We start from the raw sequence: 15,985 nt of genomic DNA, 5'->3' as shown, positions 1-15,985 counted from the left end.
GTGGCGCGCGCTCCGGCGCGAAACGCCGCCGACGACGTCGCGCTCAGCTCCGCGAAACTCCGCCGCGACCTCGGCGAACTCCCGCAGGACGCGCTGGGTGGTCCGGTTCCAGCCGCTCGACCCGATGGCGCGCGAGAGCTCGGCGCTGCGCCCGGTGGCGAGCAGCCTCCCGAACAGCCGCAGGTGGCGGCCGAGCGTGAAGCGCTCCGGCGCGTCCGCGACCGCGTCCTCGGGCGGCGGCCGGAGGCGCCGCAGCTCCGGGTCCACCAGGAAGAAGACCACCGGGTGCAGCACGCTGCCCCCGCCGCCGGCGTCCACCAGGTCCACCGCCAGCCCGATGGGCGCGTTGTCGAAGACGCCGCCGTCCACGTAGTCGTGGCACTCCCCGGGCGCGCGCTCCCCCCCGGCGTCGGCCCGCTCGGGCGCGCACAGCCGCCGGGGCGCGAAGGCCATCGGCACCGCCGCCGACGCCAGCAGCGCGTCCTCGATCACCTGCGGCCGGAACGGCGCCGCGTCGCCGGCCGCGGGGACGCCGTCCAGCTCGAGCACGCTCTCCGACAGCTCGCCGGGCAGCAGCGGCTGGCGGCGCACGGCGACGGCGCCGTCCGGCGCCACCTCCAGGCGCCACGGGACGACGAGCCGCTGCGTCGAGGTGGTGAGCCCCGCCACGTCGCGCTGGCGCGGCTCGGCCTGCGTCACCGCGATCCCGAGCGGCACCCGGCAGCCGGGGCGGAAGGCCCCGGCCGCCTCCGGGCCGAACAGCGCCGAGCGGATCAGCGCGCCGGTCCGCTCCAGCGGCGCCGCGGACAGCAGGCCGTCCCCCGGCCGGTAACCCCGCGCCGAGCGCGGCAGCAGCTCGTCGAAGTCGAGGTGGATCCAGGCGCTCAGCAGCAGGTTCTCGTCCACGTCGCCGGCGCGCTCCGGCTGCGCGCACCAGGTCGCGGCGGCCAGGAGCGCGTTCACCGCGCCGGCGGACGTCCCGGTCACCGCCGCCAGCCGCGGCCGGAAGAGCGCCGCGAGCTCGCCCCTCCCTTCGCGGACCGCGGTGAGGTACCGGACCGTGGCCCAGGACAGGCCCGCCTCGTAGGCGCCCAGGCTGACCCCGCCGCTCACCGTGAACGCGACCAGGTCGTCGGGCCGCCCGCCCGCCTCGGCCGGCGCAGGCCCCTCGCCGCGCGCGCCCACCGGCGCCAGGATCGCGAGGCCGATGGCGACGACGGCGGCGCGGCGCGGGATCACCGCGCCACTCTGCGCGACCCACCGTGCACCGTCAACGCGCGCGCGCACCGCCCGCCACGAAGGCCTCGAACCAGCCGAGCACGGCGGCCTCGATGGGCTCCTGCGCCCGGTCCACGACCGGCGCGATGCCCGCCGCCTCGAGCCGCTCCCTCGGGCAGCTGCCGACGCGCGCGACCAGCACGGCCCTGCAGTCGCCGATCGCGCGCAGCGCCCCCTCCAGCACGTCCTCCTCGCCGGCGCCGCCGCGGCAGGTCCGCTCCACCCGCCGCACGCCCACCAGCCGCGCGCCGCCCCGATCCACGTCGTAGACCAGCAGCTCCTGCGCGTGGCCGAAGTGCTCGTTCACCAGGCCGCCGCCGCGCGTCGCGACCGCCACGCGGGCCCGGACGGCCGGGTCGATCCCCGCCACGCGGGCCAGCGCGTCCTGCCGCGCCGCCTCTGCGCGCGCGCGCACCCGCTCCGCCGCGGCCCGGTGGGCGGCCCGCACCTCCGCCGCGTCGCGCGCGGGCTCCGGCGGCAGGGCCGCGAGCGCGAACTCGGCGCCGCGGTCCTGGCCGATCAGCCCCACCGCGTCGGCGCGGCACTGCCGGCAGTGGCGCATCACCCGCCCGTCCGCGGCGCAGGCCCGCTGCACCGCCTCCAGCTCGGCGGCGGTGGGCCCGCGCTGGCCAGTGAGGCCGTACCGCGTCCCGTGCTCCGCGGCCGAGACGAGCGGCATCACGTTGTGGAGGAACACGCCCATCCCGCGGAGGCGCCGGCTCACCTCCGGCAGGTGCGCGTCGTTCACGCCCGGGATCACCACCGAGTTGACCTTGCAGAGGACGCGGCGGGCCACCAGGCGCTCGATGCCCTCGAGCTGGCGCTCGGAGAGGATCCGCGACGCCTCGGCCCCGCGCACCCGGCGCCCCTTCCAGACGATCCAGGGGTGGATCCGCTCGCCCACCGCCGGGTCCACCATGTTCACGGTGACCGTGACGTGCCGGACCTCCAGCGCGGCCAGGCGATCGACGTGATCGGGCAGCGCCAGGCCGTTGGTGGAGAGGCACGGGGTCAGGTCCGGCAGCTCGCGGCGGAGCCGCTCCAGCACCGCGAAGGTCGGCGCCGGGTTCGCCAGCGGATCGCCCGGCCCCGCGATGCCCACCACCGAGAGCTGCGGCACGGCGGCCGCCACGGCGTGGATCTTGGCGAGCGCCTGGTCCGGCGTGAGCCGCTCGGAGACCACGCCGGGGCGGCTCTCGTTGGCGCAGTCGTACTTCCGGTTGCAGTAGTGGCACTGGATGTTGCAGCCGGGCGCGACCGCGACGTGCATCCGCGCGAAGTGGTGGTGCGCCTCCTCGCTGTAGCAGGGGTGCTGGCGCACGCGCGCCGCGACGTCGGCGGGCAGCGCGCGGGCGGCGGGGGGCGGGCGGGAGCAGCCCGCGGGGGCGTCTTCGGCGTAGCAGGTGAACGCGGAGCGCATCGTGCGCGCCGGCAGTGCACCGGGCGTTCCACGCCGGCGCCGCCTGCGCAGCGGACGATCGCCGGCGCCGCGGGAGCGCGATGTCGCGTCCCGAACCCGCCCGTGTCCGGTTCCGGCCACGGCGGGGTCCGGAACCCGACAAGCCCGGGCGCCCCTCCGGCGTGGGCGGCGCGGAACGCACGCCCGCGGCCGCTTCCGCGCCCCGCCGCCGGCTGGCCCGCCGCTCGCAATGCGGCAGGCCACCGGCCGACGCTCACCGCGACCGGGGCCGGTCGCCGCCAGGCGACCACGGGAACGGAGACGACATGAGGCAGATCGCAATCTACGGGAAGGGCGGCATCGGCAAGTCCACCACCACGCAGAACACGGTGGCGGGCCTCGCCTCGCTCGGCAAGAAGGTGATGATCGTCGGCTGCGATCCGAAGGCCGACTCGACCCGGCTCATCCTCCACGCGAAGGCGCAGGCCACCGTGATGGACCTGGTGCGCGAGCGCGGCACCGTCGAGGACCTCGAGCTCGGGGACGTGATGAAGGTCGGCTTCGGCGCCGTGAAGTGCGTCGAGTCCGGCGGCCCGGAGCCGGGGGTCGGCTGCGCGGGCCGCGGCGTCATCACGGCCATCAACTTCCTGGAGGAGCAGGGCGCGTACACCCCGGACCTCGACTTCGTCTTCTACGACGTGCTCGGCGACGTGGTGTGCGGCGGGTTCGCCATGCCCATCCGCGAGAACAAGGCCGAGGAGATCTACATCGTGTGCTCCGGCGAGATGATGGCCATGTACGCGGCCAACAACATCGCCCGCGGCATCCTCAAGTACGCCTCGTCCGGCAAGGTCCGGCTGGCGGGCCTCATCTGCAACAGCCGCAAGACCGATCGCGAGTACGAGCTCATCGACGCGCTCGCGAAGCGCCTCGGCACGCAGATGATCCACTTCGTGCCGCGCGACAACGAGGTCCAGCGCGCCGAGCTGCGCCGCATGACGGTCATCGAGTACGCGCCGCAGCACCCGCAGGCGGACGAGTACCGCGAGCTGGCGCGCAAGATCGCCGAGAACAGGATGCTGGTGGTCCCGAAGCCGCTGGAGATGGAGGAGCTCGAGGACCTGCTGCTCGAGTACGGGATCATGGCCCCCGAGGACGAGTCGAAGGTCGGCAAGGCCGCCGCGGTCGCGTAGGCCAGGCACGCAGGACGCACGGAGGGATCGCACCATGGCGGACGACGTGAAGGTGAAGACGGTCGAGGGCATCACCCGGGAGTCCACGCAGGCGATGATCGACGAGGCGCTCGCGCGCTACCCGGAGAAGGGGCGGAAGAAGCGCGCCCCGCACCTCGCGCCCAACGATCCCTCCGCGTGCTCGACCTGCGTGAAGTCGAACCGGAAGACGGTCCCCGGCGTGATGAGCGCGCGCGGCTGCGCCTACGCCGGGGCCAAGGGCGTGGTGTGGGGGCCGATCCGCGACATGGCCCACGTCTCCCACGGGCCGGTGGGCTGCGGCTGGTACTCGTGGGGGACCCGCCGCAACCTCATGTCCGGCAGGAACGGCGTCACCCAGTTCGCCATGCAGATGACGTCCGACTTCCAGGAGAAGGACATCGTCTACGGCGGCGACAAGAAGCTGGCGGTGCTGCTGAAGGAGGTGAAGGAGCTGTTCCCGCTCGCGAAGGGCATCTCGGTGCTGTCCGAGTGCCCGGTCGGCCTCATCGGCGACGACATCAACGCGGTCGCGAAGAAGATGTCGGCCGAGCTGGACCTGCCGGTCGTGCCCTGCAACTGCGAGGGCTTCCGCGGCGTCTCGCAGTCGCTCGGGCACCACATCTCCAACGACACCATCCGCGACTACGTCATCGAGACCCGCACCTTCGGCGAGCCCGCCGGCCCGTACGACGTCGCGCTGATCGGCGACTACAACATCGGCGGCGACGTCTGGAGCGCGCGGGCCCTGCTCGAGGAGATCGGCCTGAACGTGAAGGCCACCTGGACCGGCGACGGCGAGCTCGAGCGCATCGCGGCCACCCACCAGGTGAAGCTGAACCTCATCCACTGCTACCGGTCCATGAACTACATGTGCCGGGTCATGGAGGAGAAGTACGGGATCCCCTGGCTGGAGTTCAACTTCTTCGGCCCGACCAAGATCGCCGAGAGCCTGCGCAGGATCGCCGAGCGCTTCGACGACCGCATCAAGGAGAGCGTCGAGCAGGTGATCGCCCGGCATGAGGTGGAGACGAGGCAGGTCATCGACACCTACCGGCCGCGCCTCGAGGGCAAGAAGGTGATGCTGTACGTCGGCGGCCTCCGCCCGCGCCACACGGTCGGCGCCTACGAGGACCTGGGGATGCAGGTGGTCGGCTCGGGCTACGAGTTCGCCCACTCCGACGACTACGACCGCACGCAGCCGGAGATGCCCGACGCCACCGTCATCTACGACGACGCGTCCGAGGCCGAGCTGGAGCACTTCGTGAGCCGGCTGAAGCCCGACCTGGTCGCGTCCGGCATCAAGGAGAAGTACGTCTTCCAGAAGATGGGCCTGCCGTTCCGGCAGATGCACAGCTGGGACTACTCCGGCCCGTACCACGCCTACCAGGGCTTCCCGGTCTTCGCCCGCGACATCGACATGGCCATCAACAGCCCGACCTGGAAGCTCGTGAAGGCGCCGTTCTAGCCGGCGTTCCCCGCACCACCCGCGATCACGCAGCGCACGCCGCCCGAGGGACGGATGGGTCCCCGTGCGTCCGGAGGAGCAGGACATGGCGAACAACCTCGGCCTCACCGTGAAGCCCGTCACCCCCACCACGCCGGAGGAGGAGGCCCGGGTGGCGGCCTGGATCGACACCCCGGAGTACCGCGAGAAGAACTTCGCGCGGCAGGCGCTGGTGGTGAACCCGGTGCACGCGTGCCAGCCGCTCGGCGCGGAGCTGGCCGCGCACGGCTTCGAGGGCACCCTCCCCTTCGTGCACGGCTCGCAGGGGTGCGCGTCGTACTACCGCTCCACGCTCAACCGGCACTTCCGCGAGCCGGCCCCGGCGGTGTCCGACTCGATGACCGAGGACGGCGCGGTGTTCGGCGGGCAGAACAACCTGCACGAGGGGCTCGAGAACGCGGTCGCGCTCTACGAGCCCAGGATGCTCGCCATCTTCACGTCCTGCATGCCCGAGGTGATCGGCGACGACCTGACCGCGTTCATCAAGAACGCCCGGCAGAAGGGCGCGCTGCCGAAGGACCTGCCGGCGCCGTACGCCAACACGCCCAGCTTCAGCGGCACGCACGTCACCGGCTACGACGCCATGCTCGCGGCCATCCTCCAGACGCTCACCGAGGGCAGGAAGGTCGAGGGGCGCTGCACCGGCAGGCTGAACTTCCTCACCGGCTTCGACGCGAACACCGGGAACTACCGCGAGTACAAGCGCATCTTCGAGGCGTTCGGGATCCCCACCACCGTCCTCGCCGACATCTCCGACACCTTCGACTCGCCCAACGACGGCACCTACCGGCTCTACCCCGGCGGCACCCCGCTCGCCGACGCGGCCGACTCGATCAACGGGAAGGCCACGCTGACTGTGGGCCCCTACTCCACCGCGAAGACGTTCGGCTGGATCAAGGAGGCCTACGCCGGCGAGCACGTCTCCCTGCCCATGCCCATGGGCATCGCGCGGACCGACGCGCTCGTGCTCGAGCTGTCGCGCCTGTTCGATCGGCCCGTGCCCGAGTCCATCCGCGCCGAGCGCGGCCGGGCGGTGGACGCGATGACCGACGCCCAGCAGTATCTGCACGGAAAGCGCTTCGCCGTGTACGGCGACCCGGACCAGCTCCTCGGCTACGTGGCGTTCCTGCTGGAGATGGGCGCCACCCCGCGCCACGTGCTGTGCAGCCGCGGCTCGAAGAAGCTCGAGAAGGAGCTGCGCGCGCTGCTCGACGCCTCCCCGTACGGCAGGGACGGGCAGGTCTGGATGAACCGCGACCTGTGGCACCTGCGCTCGCTGCTGGTGACCGATCCGGTGGACGCGGTGATCGGCGACACGCACGGCAAGTTCGCAGCGCGCGACGCCCGGGTGCCGCTGTTCCGCTTCGGCTTCCCGGTGTTCGACCGCGTCAACAAGCACCGCTCGCCCATCGTCGGCTACCAGGGCGCCGTCAACATGCTCACCGAGATCTGCAACAAGTTCCTCGACCTGCGCGACGAGACCTGCGAGGAGCGGTTCTTCGAGATGATGCGGTGATGCCGGGGGCGCGCCCCCCGGGCGCGCGCCCCACCGGCGGACGTGGAGCGTACCCATGGCGCGGCCCAGCTACCTCGATCCCACCGACTGCGAGACCCTGGAGAAGGGCGCCCCGCGCTTCTGCAAGAAGTCGGAGCCCGGCGAGGGCACCGAGCGGAGCTGCGCCTACGACGGCGCGCGGGTGGTGCTCATGCCCATCACCGACGCCATCCACCTGGTGCACGGCCCCATCGCCTGCGCGGGCAACAGCTGGGACAACCGCGGCGCGCGCTCCTCCGGCAGCCAGCTCTACCGCCGCGGGTTCACCACCGAGCTGGTGCAGAACGACGTGGTGTTCGGCGGCGAGGAGAAGCTGCACCGGGCCATCGTCGAGCTCGCCGCGCGCTACCGCGGCGAGGCGAAGGCGGTGTTCGTCTACTCCACCTGCGTCTCGGCGCTCACCGGCGACGACGTGGAGGCGGCGTGCCGGCGCGCCGCCGCCGAGGTGGACATCCCGGTCATCCCGGTGAACGCCCCCGGCTTCGTCGGCGACAAGAACATCGGCAACCGCATGGCCGGGGAGGTGCTGCTCGACCACGTCATCGGCACCGCCGAGCCGGCCGTGCGCACGCGCTACGACGTCAACCTCATCGGCGAGTACAACATCGCCGGCGACCTGTGGGGGATGCTCCCGCTGTTCGAGCGGCTCGGCATCCGCATCCTCTCCTGCATCTCCGGCGACGCGCGCTTCGAGGATCTCCGGCACGCCCACCGCGCCCGGCTGAACGTGATCGTCTGCTCGAAGAGCCTCACCAACCTCGCGAAGAAGCTGCGCAAGCGCTGGGGCATCCCGTACCTGGAGGCGTCCTTCTACGGGATGACCGACACCGCCCGGGCGCTCCGCGAGATGGCGCGCGCGCTGGACCTCGCGGACGGCGACGCGGCCGACACCACCCTGCGCGACCGCGTCGAGCGGCTCCTCGGCGAGGAGGAGGCGGCCTGCCGCGCCCGCATCGCGCCGCACCGGGCGCGCCTGGAGGGCAAGCGCGCGGTGCTCTTCACCGGCGGCGTGAAGACCTGGTCGATGGTGAACGCGCTGCGCGAGCTGGGCGTCGAGGTGCTCGCCGCGGGGACGCAGAACTCCACGCTCGAGGACTTCCACCGCATGAAGGCGCTCATGCACCGCGACGCGCACATCATCGAGGACACCTCGACGGCCGGGCTGCTGCAGGTGATGGGCGAGAAGGCGCCGGACCTGGTGGTGGCGGGCGGCAAGACCAAGTTCCTCGCGCTCAAGACCCGCACCCCGTTCCTCGACATCAACCACGGGCGCGCCCACCCCTACGCCGGCTACGCCGGCATGGTCACCTTCGCGCGGCAGCTCGACCTCACCGTCAACGACCCCATCTGGAAGGCCCTCGACGCGCCGGTGGCCTGGGCGACCGAGGCCGGGGCGGCAGCGGCGGCCCGGACCGCCCGCGGCCACGCCGGGCGGCTCGAGGCCGAGGACCTGTCCGCCTCGCGCGTGAAGGTCCCGGCCAAGGCGGCCACCGTGAACCCGCAGAAGAACTCGCCGGCGCTGGGGGCGACGCTCGCCTACCTCGGCGTGGACCGGATGCTGGGGCTGCTGCACGGGGCTCAGGGCTGCTCGACCTTCATCCGGCTCCAGCTCTCGCGTCACTTCAAGGAGTCCATCGCGCTCAACTCCACTGCGATGAGCGAGGACTCGGCCATCTTCGGCGGCTGGGAGAACCTGAAGCAGGGGCTGGCCCGCGTCGCGGCCAAGTTCCGCCCCGGCATCATCGGCGTGATGACGAGCGGGCTCACCGAGACGATGGGCGACGACGTGCGCAGCGCGATCGTCCAGTTCCGCGCCGAGCACCCGGAGCTCGAGGGGCTGCCGGTGGTCTGGGCCTCCACGCCCGACTACTGCGGCTCGATGCAGGAGGGCTACGCGGCGGCGGTGGAGGCCCTGCTCGACACGCTCGCCGGGGGCGGCGAGCGGCTCCCCTCACAGGTGACGCTGCTCGCCGGCGCCCACCTCACGCCCGCCGAGGTCGAGGAGCTGAAGCAGCTCGTGGAGGCGTTCGGCCTCGACTGCCTGGCCGTCCCCGACGTCTCGTGCGCGCTCGACGGCCACGTGGACGACCAGGTCTCGCCGCTCTCGACCGGCGGCGTACCGGTGGAGGCGATCCGGCGCGCCGGGCGCAGCGCCGCGACGATCTACGTGGGGGACTCGCTGGCCCGCGCCGCGCGGCGGCTGGAGGAGCGCTTCGGCGTCCCGGCGCACGGCTTCACCTCCGCGACGGGCCTGCTGGAGACGGACGCGCTCGTGGCCACCCTCTCGGCCATCTCCGGCCGGCCGGTCCCCGAGGCGCTGCGGCGGGCGCGGAGCCGCCTGCTCGACGCGATGGTGGACAGCCACTACGCGCTCGCCGGGAAGAGGGTCGCGCTGGCGCTGGAGGCGGACCACCTGAAGGGGCTCGTGCCGTTCCTCGCCGGCATGGGCTGCGAGGTGCAGGTTGCGCTCGCCGCGACGCGCACGCGCGGCCTCGATCGCCTCCCCGCGGCCCGCGTCGCGGTGGGCGATCTCGAGGACCTGGAGGACGCCGCGCGCGGCGCAGACCTGGTGGTGGCGAGCTCGAACGGCCGCCAGGCGGTGCAGAAGCTCGGCGTACGGGCACACCTGCGCACCGGCTACCCGGTGTTCGATCGCCTCGGCGCGCACCAGGAGGTCCGCGTGGGCTACCGCGGCACCATGAGCCTGATCTTCGAGGTCGCGAACCTGCTCCAGGCGGGCGCGGGCGAGGCCCGGAAACTGGCCCACAACTGAGGAGGCGGCATGCGTGTCGCGTTCACCAGCAGCAACGGCAGCGTCATCGACCAGCACTTCGGCCAGTGCGGGCGGTTCTGGATCTGGGAGGTCGGCCCGGCCACGGCCGCGCCGATCGGCGAGGTCGAGGCGCTCGCCGCGGGCGACGAGGACGACCGGACCACCGCCCGCGCCGCCGCCGTCGCAGGCTGCGCCATCGTCTTCACCCGCCAGATCGGCGGCCCGGCCGCCGCGAAGCTCGCGGCGCGCCGGATCCACCCCATGAAGCTCCAGGCCGACGTCCCCATCGCCGAGGCGGTCACCCGCCTGCAGGAGGTGCTGCGGGGGACGCCCCCGCCCTGGCTGCGCCGGCTGCTGGCGCAGGACGAGGCCACCGACGAGACGGACGCCCGACGAGGAGGATGAGATGAGCTACCTGACCGGACTCACCCGCGGCAAGAAGGCGTGGACCCCGAGGTTCGTGAAGTCGATCGACCCCGAGCTGTGCATCGGCTGCGGGCGCTGCATCAAGATCTGCGCGCACGACGTGCTGGCGCCGGCCGAGGTGGACGAGGAGGAGTCGGCGAAGATGTTCGCCACCGTGGCGAGCCCCGACGACTGCATCGGCTGCCAGGCCTGCGGGCGCACCTGCAAGAAGGACGCGTTCGCGTTCGAGCCGCTGGCCGCGTGAGCCGATGAGCGCGGTCGAGCCCACCGTCCGCGCCGCCGGCGTGGACGACCTGGCCGCCATGGCCGAGCTGCTCGCGGCGCTGTTCGCGATCGAGGCGGACTTCCGCCCCGACCGCGACCGGCAGCTCCGCGGGCTCGCCGCGCTGCTCTCCGCCCCCGACCGCGCCGCGGTCCGGGTGGCGGACGCGGGCGGCGCGGTGGTGGGGATGGTCACCGGGCAGCTCGTGATCTCCACCGCCGAGGGCGCGCCGAGCTGCTGGGTCGAGGACCTGGTGATCGCCCCGGCCTGGCGCGGGCGGGGCGTCGCGCGGGCGCTGCTCGCGGAGGTGGAGGCCTGGGCGCGGCGCGCCGGGGCCACGCGCCTGCAGCTCCTCGCCGACCGCGAGAATGCCCCCGCCCTGGCCTGCTACGGACGGCTCCGCTGGCGCCGCACGCGCCTCGTGGCGCTGCGCCGCTGACTACCCCATCACCCGCCGCACCCGCATCTCGCCGCCGATCACCAGCGCCTCGCGCTCGGCGCGCATCACCCCGTGCAGCAGCCAGGAGGCGCAGAAGATCCGCGGCGCCGCCACCCGCGCCTCCCATACCGTGGAGCCGAACTCCCAGGCGCGCTCCGGGTCGTCGGTGAAGGAGCACAGGTTGTTGAGCCGCACGAGCTGCTCGCGGCCGGGCCCCGCCGCGATCACCTCGCCCGGGCCCACCTCGTGCTGGCCGCGCCACAGCGTGACCCAGCGCGCCGCCGGCCGGGTGCGGGCCAGCTCGTACTGCGTGAACGCGTAGACGAGGTCGAGCTGGTCGAAGATGGCGCTGGTGCGCGCGCTGCCGGCGGTCCGGTCCACGGCGAAGCGGCGCGCCGGCTCGCCCGCGGGATCGTCCAGGCGGCCGTGGTGCCAGGTGGGCGGGATGCCCATCCGGCTCTGCACCCAGGCCTTGAGCACCGCCCCCTCCACCGAGCTGGAGTCGTGGCCCCAGCCGCGCAGGAAGCGCAGGTAGCCGTTCCGCAGGCTGCGCCGCGCCGAGGACGTCGCCTGCGCCTGCCACTGGTGGAGCTGGAAGCGCACCGTGATCCAGTCGTCCAGCCGGCGGGCGCGCTCGGCCGGATCGTCGATGCCGTCGAGCGCGCGGAACAGCCAGGCGTTGGACGCCCGCACCCCCTGCACCTCGATCGGCCGGGGGTCGTCGTTGAACTCCGCCGACGCGATCACCCAGGGCGGGAGGTTGCAGCGGTTGAACGAGGTGGGCGGCTCCATGCACCGGCTACAGCCGCTCCATCGGGATGCCGTACTTGCGCACGCGGTACGCGACCTGCCGGTAGGTCATCCCGAGGAGCCGGGCCGCCTTCGCCTGCACGTAGCCGCAGCGCTCCAGGGCCGCCAGCACGCGGGCCCGGTCCGCCTCCTCGCCGGCGGACGGCGCAGGCGGCGGATCGGCCGGCGTGGACGCGAGGGGCGGCGGCGGCGGGGCGACCGGGGCAGGGGGCGTGGGGCCGAGCGCCGCGACGGGCTCGAGGACGCGCTCGAGCATGCACCGGATGCCCCCCGCGCGCGCGCACGGGAAGTCCTCGCGGCCGAGCGCGTCCTCGGTCGAGGAGACCAGCGCGCGCTCCAGGCAGTTCCGGAGCTGCCGCGCGTTCCCCGAGAGGCGGCAGGCGCGCAGCACGTCCAGCACGCCCGGCCCGAGCGCCGCCGCGCGGCCGTGCTCCTCGGCCAGCCCGGCGAGGAAGTGCTGGGCGAGCGCGGCCAGGTCCTCGGGACGCTCGCGCAGCGGCGGCAGCTCCAGCGCGACCACCGACAGCCGGTGGTACAGGTCGAGGCGGAACGTCCCCGCCCGCACCATCTCCTCCAGGTCGCGGTTGGTGGCCGCCACCAGGCGCACGTCCACGGTGACCGTCCGCCGCCCGCCGATGCGCTCGAACTGCCGCTCCTGCAGCGCCCGGAGGAGCTTCGCCTGCGCGCCCGGCGCCAGCTCGCCCACCTCGTCGAGGAAGAGCGTCCCGCCGTCGGCCTGCTCGAAGCGCCCGGGCCGCGCCGCCGCCGCGCCGGTGAACGCGCCCTTCTCGTGCCCGAACAGCTCCGACTCGACCAGCGTCTCCGGCAGCGCCGCGCAGTTCACCGCCACGAACGGCCGCTCGGCCCGAGGGCTGGCGTCGTGGATGGCGTGGGCGAACAGCTCCTTGCCGGTGCCGCTCTCGCCGCGCAGCAGCACCGTCGCGCGGCTGCGCGCGACGCGCGAGACGAGCCGCAGCACCTCGCGCATGCGCGGCCCGTGGCCGACCACGCCCGGGAAGCGCTCGAGCTCCGGGGCGACCGGCGGGAGATCCTGCGCGGCGCGGCGCTGCGGGCTCTCGAGCTGCATGAGCCGCACGCGGGCGCCCATGAGGTGCGCGACCGAGGTGAGGAGCCGGACGTCGCGCCCGAGCCGCAGCGGGCCGGCCCGGTGCGGCCGGTCCACCGTGAGCACGCCCAGGATGGCGCGGGCGTCCTGGACCGGCACGCCCACGAACGCGCGGGGATCCCGCTCCAGATCGCGCCAGCTGCCGGTGCGGTTCAGGAACACCGGCTCCCGCGCGATGTCCGGGATCGCGACGGGCATGCCGGTGGCGAAGATGCGCCCGACCAGCCCTTCCCCGGGGCGGAAGCGGCCGAGGATGCGCTCCGCGTCGCGCATCTCGGGCGCCGCCTCGATGAACACCTCCCCGGTGACGGGATCGAACAGCGACAGGGTCCCGTTCTCCATCCCGAGGTACAGCGCGAGGAGGTTGAGCGCCGAGGTGAAGGCCTTGTTCAGGTCGGTCGAGAGCGAGAGGACCTTGCCGATCTCGTACAGCGTCTCCGCCTCGAGCTCGGCGCGCCGCGCGTCCATCCCGCCCACCGGTAGCAGGGCGCGTGCCACCCGCGCCGGCCGGAACCCGGCGCCTTTCGGCCGGGGCCGGGCGCGCGCTGCCCCGGTGCGGGCAGCGCGCTGCCCGCGACCGGAGCACCGGCCCTCGCCCCGCCCGCGCCGCTACCCGCTGCGCTTCGCGGGCCGGAGCGGCAGCGCGCGCAGCCGCTCGCCGGTGGCGGCGAAGACCGCGTTCGCGACGGCCGGCGCGATGGGCGGCAGCGCGGGCTCGCCCATGCCGCCGGGCTCGGCGTTGCTCGGGACGAGGTGCACCTCGACCACCGGCATCTCGCTCATCCGGAGCGGCTCGTACGCATCGAAGTTGCCCTGCTCCACCGCGCCGCCCTTCACGGTGATCTCGCCGCGCAGCGCCGCCGACAGCCCGTACACCACCGAGCCCTCCGCCTGCGCCTCCACGCTGTCCAGGTTGAGCGCGGTGCCGCAGTCCACCGCGCACACCACCCGGTGCACGGTGATCCGGCCCTCGCGCACCGACACCTCCGCGACCTGGGCGACGTAGCTCCCGAAGGACGCGTGGCAGGCGAGGCCGAGGCCCCGTCCCGCCGGCGGCGCCTTGCCCCAGCCCGCCTTCGCCGCCGCCAGCCGGAGCACGCCGCGCAGCCGGCTGTCGCGCGGGAGGTTGGCGAGGCGGAACGCGAGCGGGTCCTGGCCGGCCGCGCGCGCCAGCTCGTCCACGAAGACCTCCTCGGCGAACGCGTTCTGCGAGGAGTAGACCGACCGCCACCAGCCGAGCGGCACGCCGATCTCGGGCAGCGCGTGGTCCACGCGGACGGTGCGCGCGGTGTACGGCACGTCGGCGGCGCCCTCGACCGTGTCGGGCCGGTCGCCGCGGCGGCGCGCCTCGCCGAAGAGCTGCTGCCCGATCGACGGGTTGCGCACCACGTGGTGCCACGCCACCAGCCGGCCCTTCGCGTCGAGGCCGCCGCGCAGCTCGTTCCGCCCCGGCGGCCGGTAGAAGTCGTGCCGCAGGTCGTCCTCGCGCGTCCAGGTCACCTGGACCGGCGCGCCCGCCGCCCGCGAGACGTGCGCCGCCTCCACCGCGAAGTCCGGCAGCGCCCGCCGGCCGAAGCCGCCGCCGAGGAAGGTGACGTGCACCGTCACCGCGGCCTCGGGGATGCCGAGCGCCTTCGCCACCTCGGTGCGCGCCCACAGCGGCGCCTGGGTGGGCGCCCACAGCTCCGCCTTCCCGTCCGCCACGCGCGCGGTGCAGTTCATCGGCTCCATGGTGGCGTGGGCGAGCAGCGGCAGCTCGTACACGGCCTGCACGCGCTGGGCCGCGCGGGCGAGCGCCTGCTCCACGTCGCCGCCCTCGCTCCGCGACGGGACCGGGTCCACCTTCGCCTCGGCGAGCAGCCGCGCGATGGCGGCGCCGTCGAGCGTGCCGTTCGGCCCGGGCTCGAAGGTCGCCTTCAGCGCCTCGCGCCCCTGGATGGCGGCCCAGGTGGAGTCGGCGATCACCGCCACGCCGCTCGGCACCTCGACCACCTTGCGAACGCCGGCGACCTTGCCGGCCGCGGCCGCGTCGAAGCCCTTCACCTTCCCGCCGCGCACCGGCGGCCGCGCCACCGTGGCGTGGAGCATGCCCGGGACGCGCACGTCGAGCCCGAACACGGCCTCGCCGCGCACCTTGGGCGGCGTGTCGAGGCGCGGCACGCGCTTGCCGATGAGGCGGAACTTCCTCGGGTCCTTGAGCGGCGGGTTCGCCGGGACCGGCAGCTTCGCCGCGTCGGCGACGAGCTCGCCGTACCCGAGGCTCCGCCCGCTGGCGGCGTGCACCACCGCGCCCTCCTGGGCGCGGCAGGCGCGCACCGGCACGCCGAGCCGCCTCGCGCCCGCCTTCAGCAGCACCTCGCGTGCGGCGGCGCCGGCCTTGCGGAGCGGGAGGAACCCGCTGCGCACCGAGCGCGAGCCGCCGGTGACCATGTCGCCGTACTTCGGATCCGCGTCGCCCTGGACGATCTTCACCTTGGTCCAGTCCGCCTCCAGCTCCTCGGCCACCAGCACCGCCATGCCGGTGTAGCTCCCCTGCCCCATCTCCGAGCGGCCCAGGAAGATCGTGGCGGTCCCGTCCGGCGCGAGGTGCAGCCAGACCGACGGCTCGAAGCCGTCCGTCGAGGCGGCCGGCCCCGCCGCCAGCACGCGCCCCGGCCCGGACACGGCCAGCCAAAGGCCGGCGCCCGCGGAGAGCTTCAGGAAGTCCCTTCGCCCCAGCGCGCCCGCGCTCATCGCGCACCTCCCTTCACCTGCGCCGCGCGGTGGATGGCGCGGCGGATCCGCTGGTACGTCCCGCACCGGCAGATCACCCCGTCCATGGCGGCGTCGATCTGCGCGTCGGTGGGATCGGGGGTCTTCGAGAGCAGCGCCGCCGCCTGCATGATCTGCCCGGACTGGCAGTAGCCGCACTGCGGGACCTGCTCCTCCACCCACGCGGCCGGCACCGGGTTGCCGGCGGCGGCGAGCCCTTCGATGGTGGTGATGCGGCGGCCGACCGCGTCCTTCACCGGCGTCTGGCAGCTCCGCACCGCCTCGCCGTCGAGCAGCACCGTGCACGCGCCGCACAGCGACATGCCGCAGCCGAACTTGGTGCCGGTGAGGCCGAGGGTGTCGCGGAGCACCCAGAGCAGCGGGGTGTCCGGCGCGACGTCCACGGTGCGCTGCCGATCGTTCACGAGCAAGCTCAGGCTGGCCATCT

Annotated in this window: 13 protein-coding genes; 7 read left to right on the top strand and 6 right to left on the bottom strand. The window is 74.1% G+C overall.

All coding sequences use genetic code 11. The annotated features are described in order from the left end of the window. Together PSR1_RS04745 and nifB are read right to left on the bottom strand one after the other, a co-directional pair. On the bottom strand, positions 1 to 1,239 hold a 1,239-nt coding region (locus tag PSR1_RS04745), incomplete at its 3' end, for a patatin-like phospholipase family protein (protein WP_237757816.1). A gap of 31 nt (positions 1,240 to 1,270) precedes the next feature. Then, on the bottom strand, positions 1,271 to 2,698 hold the full coding sequence (gene nifB / locus PSR1_RS04740) for a nitrogenase cofactor biosynthesis protein NifB (protein WP_059436483.1): 1,428 nt from the start codon (positions 2,696 to 2,698) through the stop codon (positions 1,271 to 1,273). A 305-nt stretch (positions 2,699 to 3,003) separates the two neighbouring features. On the opposite strand from nifB, the gene nifH reads away from it, so the two are divergent. The 7 genes from nifH to PSR1_RS04705 all read left to right on the top strand — a co-directional run bounded on the left by nifH (position 3,004) and on the right by PSR1_RS04705 (position 10,850). Continuing rightward, positions 3,004 to 3,870, top strand: coding sequence for a nitrogenase iron protein (nifH, locus tag PSR1_RS04735; protein ID WP_059436482.1), 867 nt, complete (start codon positions 3,004 to 3,006; stop codon positions 3,868 to 3,870). Positions 3,871 to 3,904: 34 nt separating this feature from the next. Further along, complete coding sequence (nifD, locus tag PSR1_RS04730; protein WP_059436481.1) at positions 3,905 to 5,356, top strand: nitrogenase molybdenum-iron protein alpha chain; 1,452 nt, start codon at positions 3,905 to 3,907, stop codon at positions 5,354 to 5,356. 85 nt (positions 5,357 to 5,441) lie between these two features. Beyond that, a complete protein-coding gene (gene nifK, locus PSR1_RS04725) occupies positions 5,442 to 6,911 on the top strand; it encodes a nitrogenase molybdenum-iron protein subunit beta (RefSeq protein ID WP_059436480.1) in 1,470 nt (489 codons plus the stop codon). 55 nt (positions 6,912 to 6,966) lie between these two features. Then, positions 6,967 to 9,723, top strand: a complete 2,757-nt coding sequence (locus PSR1_RS04720) for a bifunctional nitrogenase iron-molybdenum cofactor biosynthesis protein NifEN (RefSeq protein WP_059436479.1) — start codon at positions 6,967 to 6,969, stop codon at positions 9,721 to 9,723. A gap of 9 nt (positions 9,724 to 9,732) precedes the next feature. Then, positions 9,733 to 10,128, top strand: a complete 396-nt coding sequence (locus tag PSR1_RS04715) for a NifB/NifX family molybdenum-iron cluster-binding protein (RefSeq protein WP_059436478.1) — start codon at positions 9,733 to 9,735, stop codon at positions 10,126 to 10,128. Between the two features lies 1 nt (position 10,129). Next, positions 10,130 to 10,393, top strand: coding sequence for a ferredoxin III, nif-specific (gene fdxB / locus PSR1_RS04710; RefSeq protein WP_059436477.1), 264 nt, complete (start codon positions 10,130 to 10,132; stop codon positions 10,391 to 10,393). 4 nt (positions 10,394 to 10,397) lie between these two features. Beyond that, complete coding sequence (locus tag PSR1_RS04705) at positions 10,398 to 10,850, top strand: N-acetyltransferase (RefSeq protein WP_059436476.1); 453 nt, start codon at positions 10,398 to 10,400, stop codon at positions 10,848 to 10,850. On the opposite strand, the gene PSR1_RS04700 is transcribed toward PSR1_RS04705, so the two are convergent. From PSR1_RS04700 to PSR1_RS04685, 4 genes are all read right to left on the bottom strand, one after another. Next, positions 10,851 to 11,642 carry an NAD(+)--dinitrogen-reductase ADP-D-ribosyltransferase gene (locus tag PSR1_RS04700; protein ID WP_059436475.1) on the bottom strand — a complete coding sequence of 264 codons (792 nt, stop codon included), beginning with the start codon at positions 11,640 to 11,642 and terminating at the stop codon, positions 10,851 to 10,853. It abuts the gene before it with no gap. Between the two features lie 7 nt (positions 11,643 to 11,649). Further along, positions 11,650 to 13,254: a nif-specific transcriptional activator NifA gene (nifA, locus tag PSR1_RS04695; RefSeq protein WP_059436474.1), complete on the bottom strand. Its 1,605-nt coding sequence runs from the start codon at positions 13,252 to 13,254 to the stop codon at positions 11,650 to 11,652. Between the two features lie 141 nt (positions 13,255 to 13,395). After that, positions 13,396 to 15,519: a xanthine dehydrogenase family protein molybdopterin-binding subunit gene (locus PSR1_RS04690; RefSeq protein WP_059436473.1), complete on the bottom strand. Its 2,124-nt coding sequence runs from the start codon at positions 15,517 to 15,519 to the stop codon at positions 13,396 to 13,398. Then, the gene (locus tag PSR1_RS04685) at positions 15,516 to 15,983 is read right to left on the bottom strand and encodes a (2Fe-2S)-binding protein (RefSeq protein ID WP_059436472.1); all 468 of its coding nucleotides are present in this window, start codon (positions 15,981 to 15,983) and stop codon (positions 15,516 to 15,518) included. The genes PSR1_RS04690 and PSR1_RS04685 overlap by 4 nt, the downstream gene beginning before the upstream one ends. Positions 15,984 to 15,985 lie beyond the last annotated feature (2 nt).

Origin of the sequence: Anaeromyxobacter sp. PSR-1 (assembly GCF_000964525.1) — a bacterium.
Classification (GTDB): domain Bacteria; phylum Myxococcota; class Myxococcia; order Myxococcales; family Anaeromyxobacteraceae; genus Anaeromyxobacter.
Note: the sequence above shows the minus strand (reverse complement) of the source record. Positions and strands in the feature narration are given on the sequence as shown.

Coding starts and splice junctions, on each gene's coding strand:
- nifK (WP_059436480.1), top strand. CDS start 5,442: ATGGCGAACAACCTCGGCCTCACCGTGAAGCCCGTCACCCCCACCACG.
- PSR1_RS04720 (WP_059436479.1), top strand. CDS start 6,967: ATGGCGCGGCCCAGCTACCTCGATCCCACCGACTGCGAGACCCTGGAG.
- nifB (WP_059436483.1), bottom strand. CDS start 2,698: ATGCGCTCCGCGTTCACCTGCTACGCCGAAGACGCCCCCGCGGGCTGC.
- nifH (WP_059436482.1), top strand. CDS start 3,004: ATGAGGCAGATCGCAATCTACGGGAAGGGCGGCATCGGCAAGTCCACC.
- PSR1_RS04705 (WP_059436476.1), top strand. CDS start 10,398: ATGAGCGCGGTCGAGCCCACCGTCCGCGCCGCCGGCGTGGACGACCTG.
- nifA (WP_059436474.1), bottom strand. CDS start 13,254: ATGGACGCGCGGCGCGCCGAGCTCGAGGCGGAGACGCTGTACGAGATC.
- PSR1_RS04715 (WP_059436478.1), top strand. CDS start 9,733: ATGCGTGTCGCGTTCACCAGCAGCAACGGCAGCGTCATCGACCAGCAC.
- PSR1_RS04685 (WP_059436472.1), bottom strand. CDS start 15,983: ATGGCCAGCCTGAGCTTGCTCGTGAACGATCGGCAGCGCACCGTGGAC.
- nifD (WP_059436481.1), top strand. CDS start 3,905: ATGGCGGACGACGTGAAGGTGAAGACGGTCGAGGGCATCACCCGGGAG.
- fdxB (WP_059436477.1), top strand. CDS start 10,130: ATGAGCTACCTGACCGGACTCACCCGCGGCAAGAAGGCGTGGACCCCG.
- PSR1_RS04700 (WP_059436475.1), bottom strand. CDS start 11,642: ATGGAGCCGCCCACCTCGTTCAACCGCTGCAACCTCCCGCCCTGGGTG.
- PSR1_RS04690 (WP_059436473.1), bottom strand. CDS start 15,519: ATGAGCGCGGGCGCGCTGGGGCGAAGGGACTTCCTGAAGCTCTCCGCG.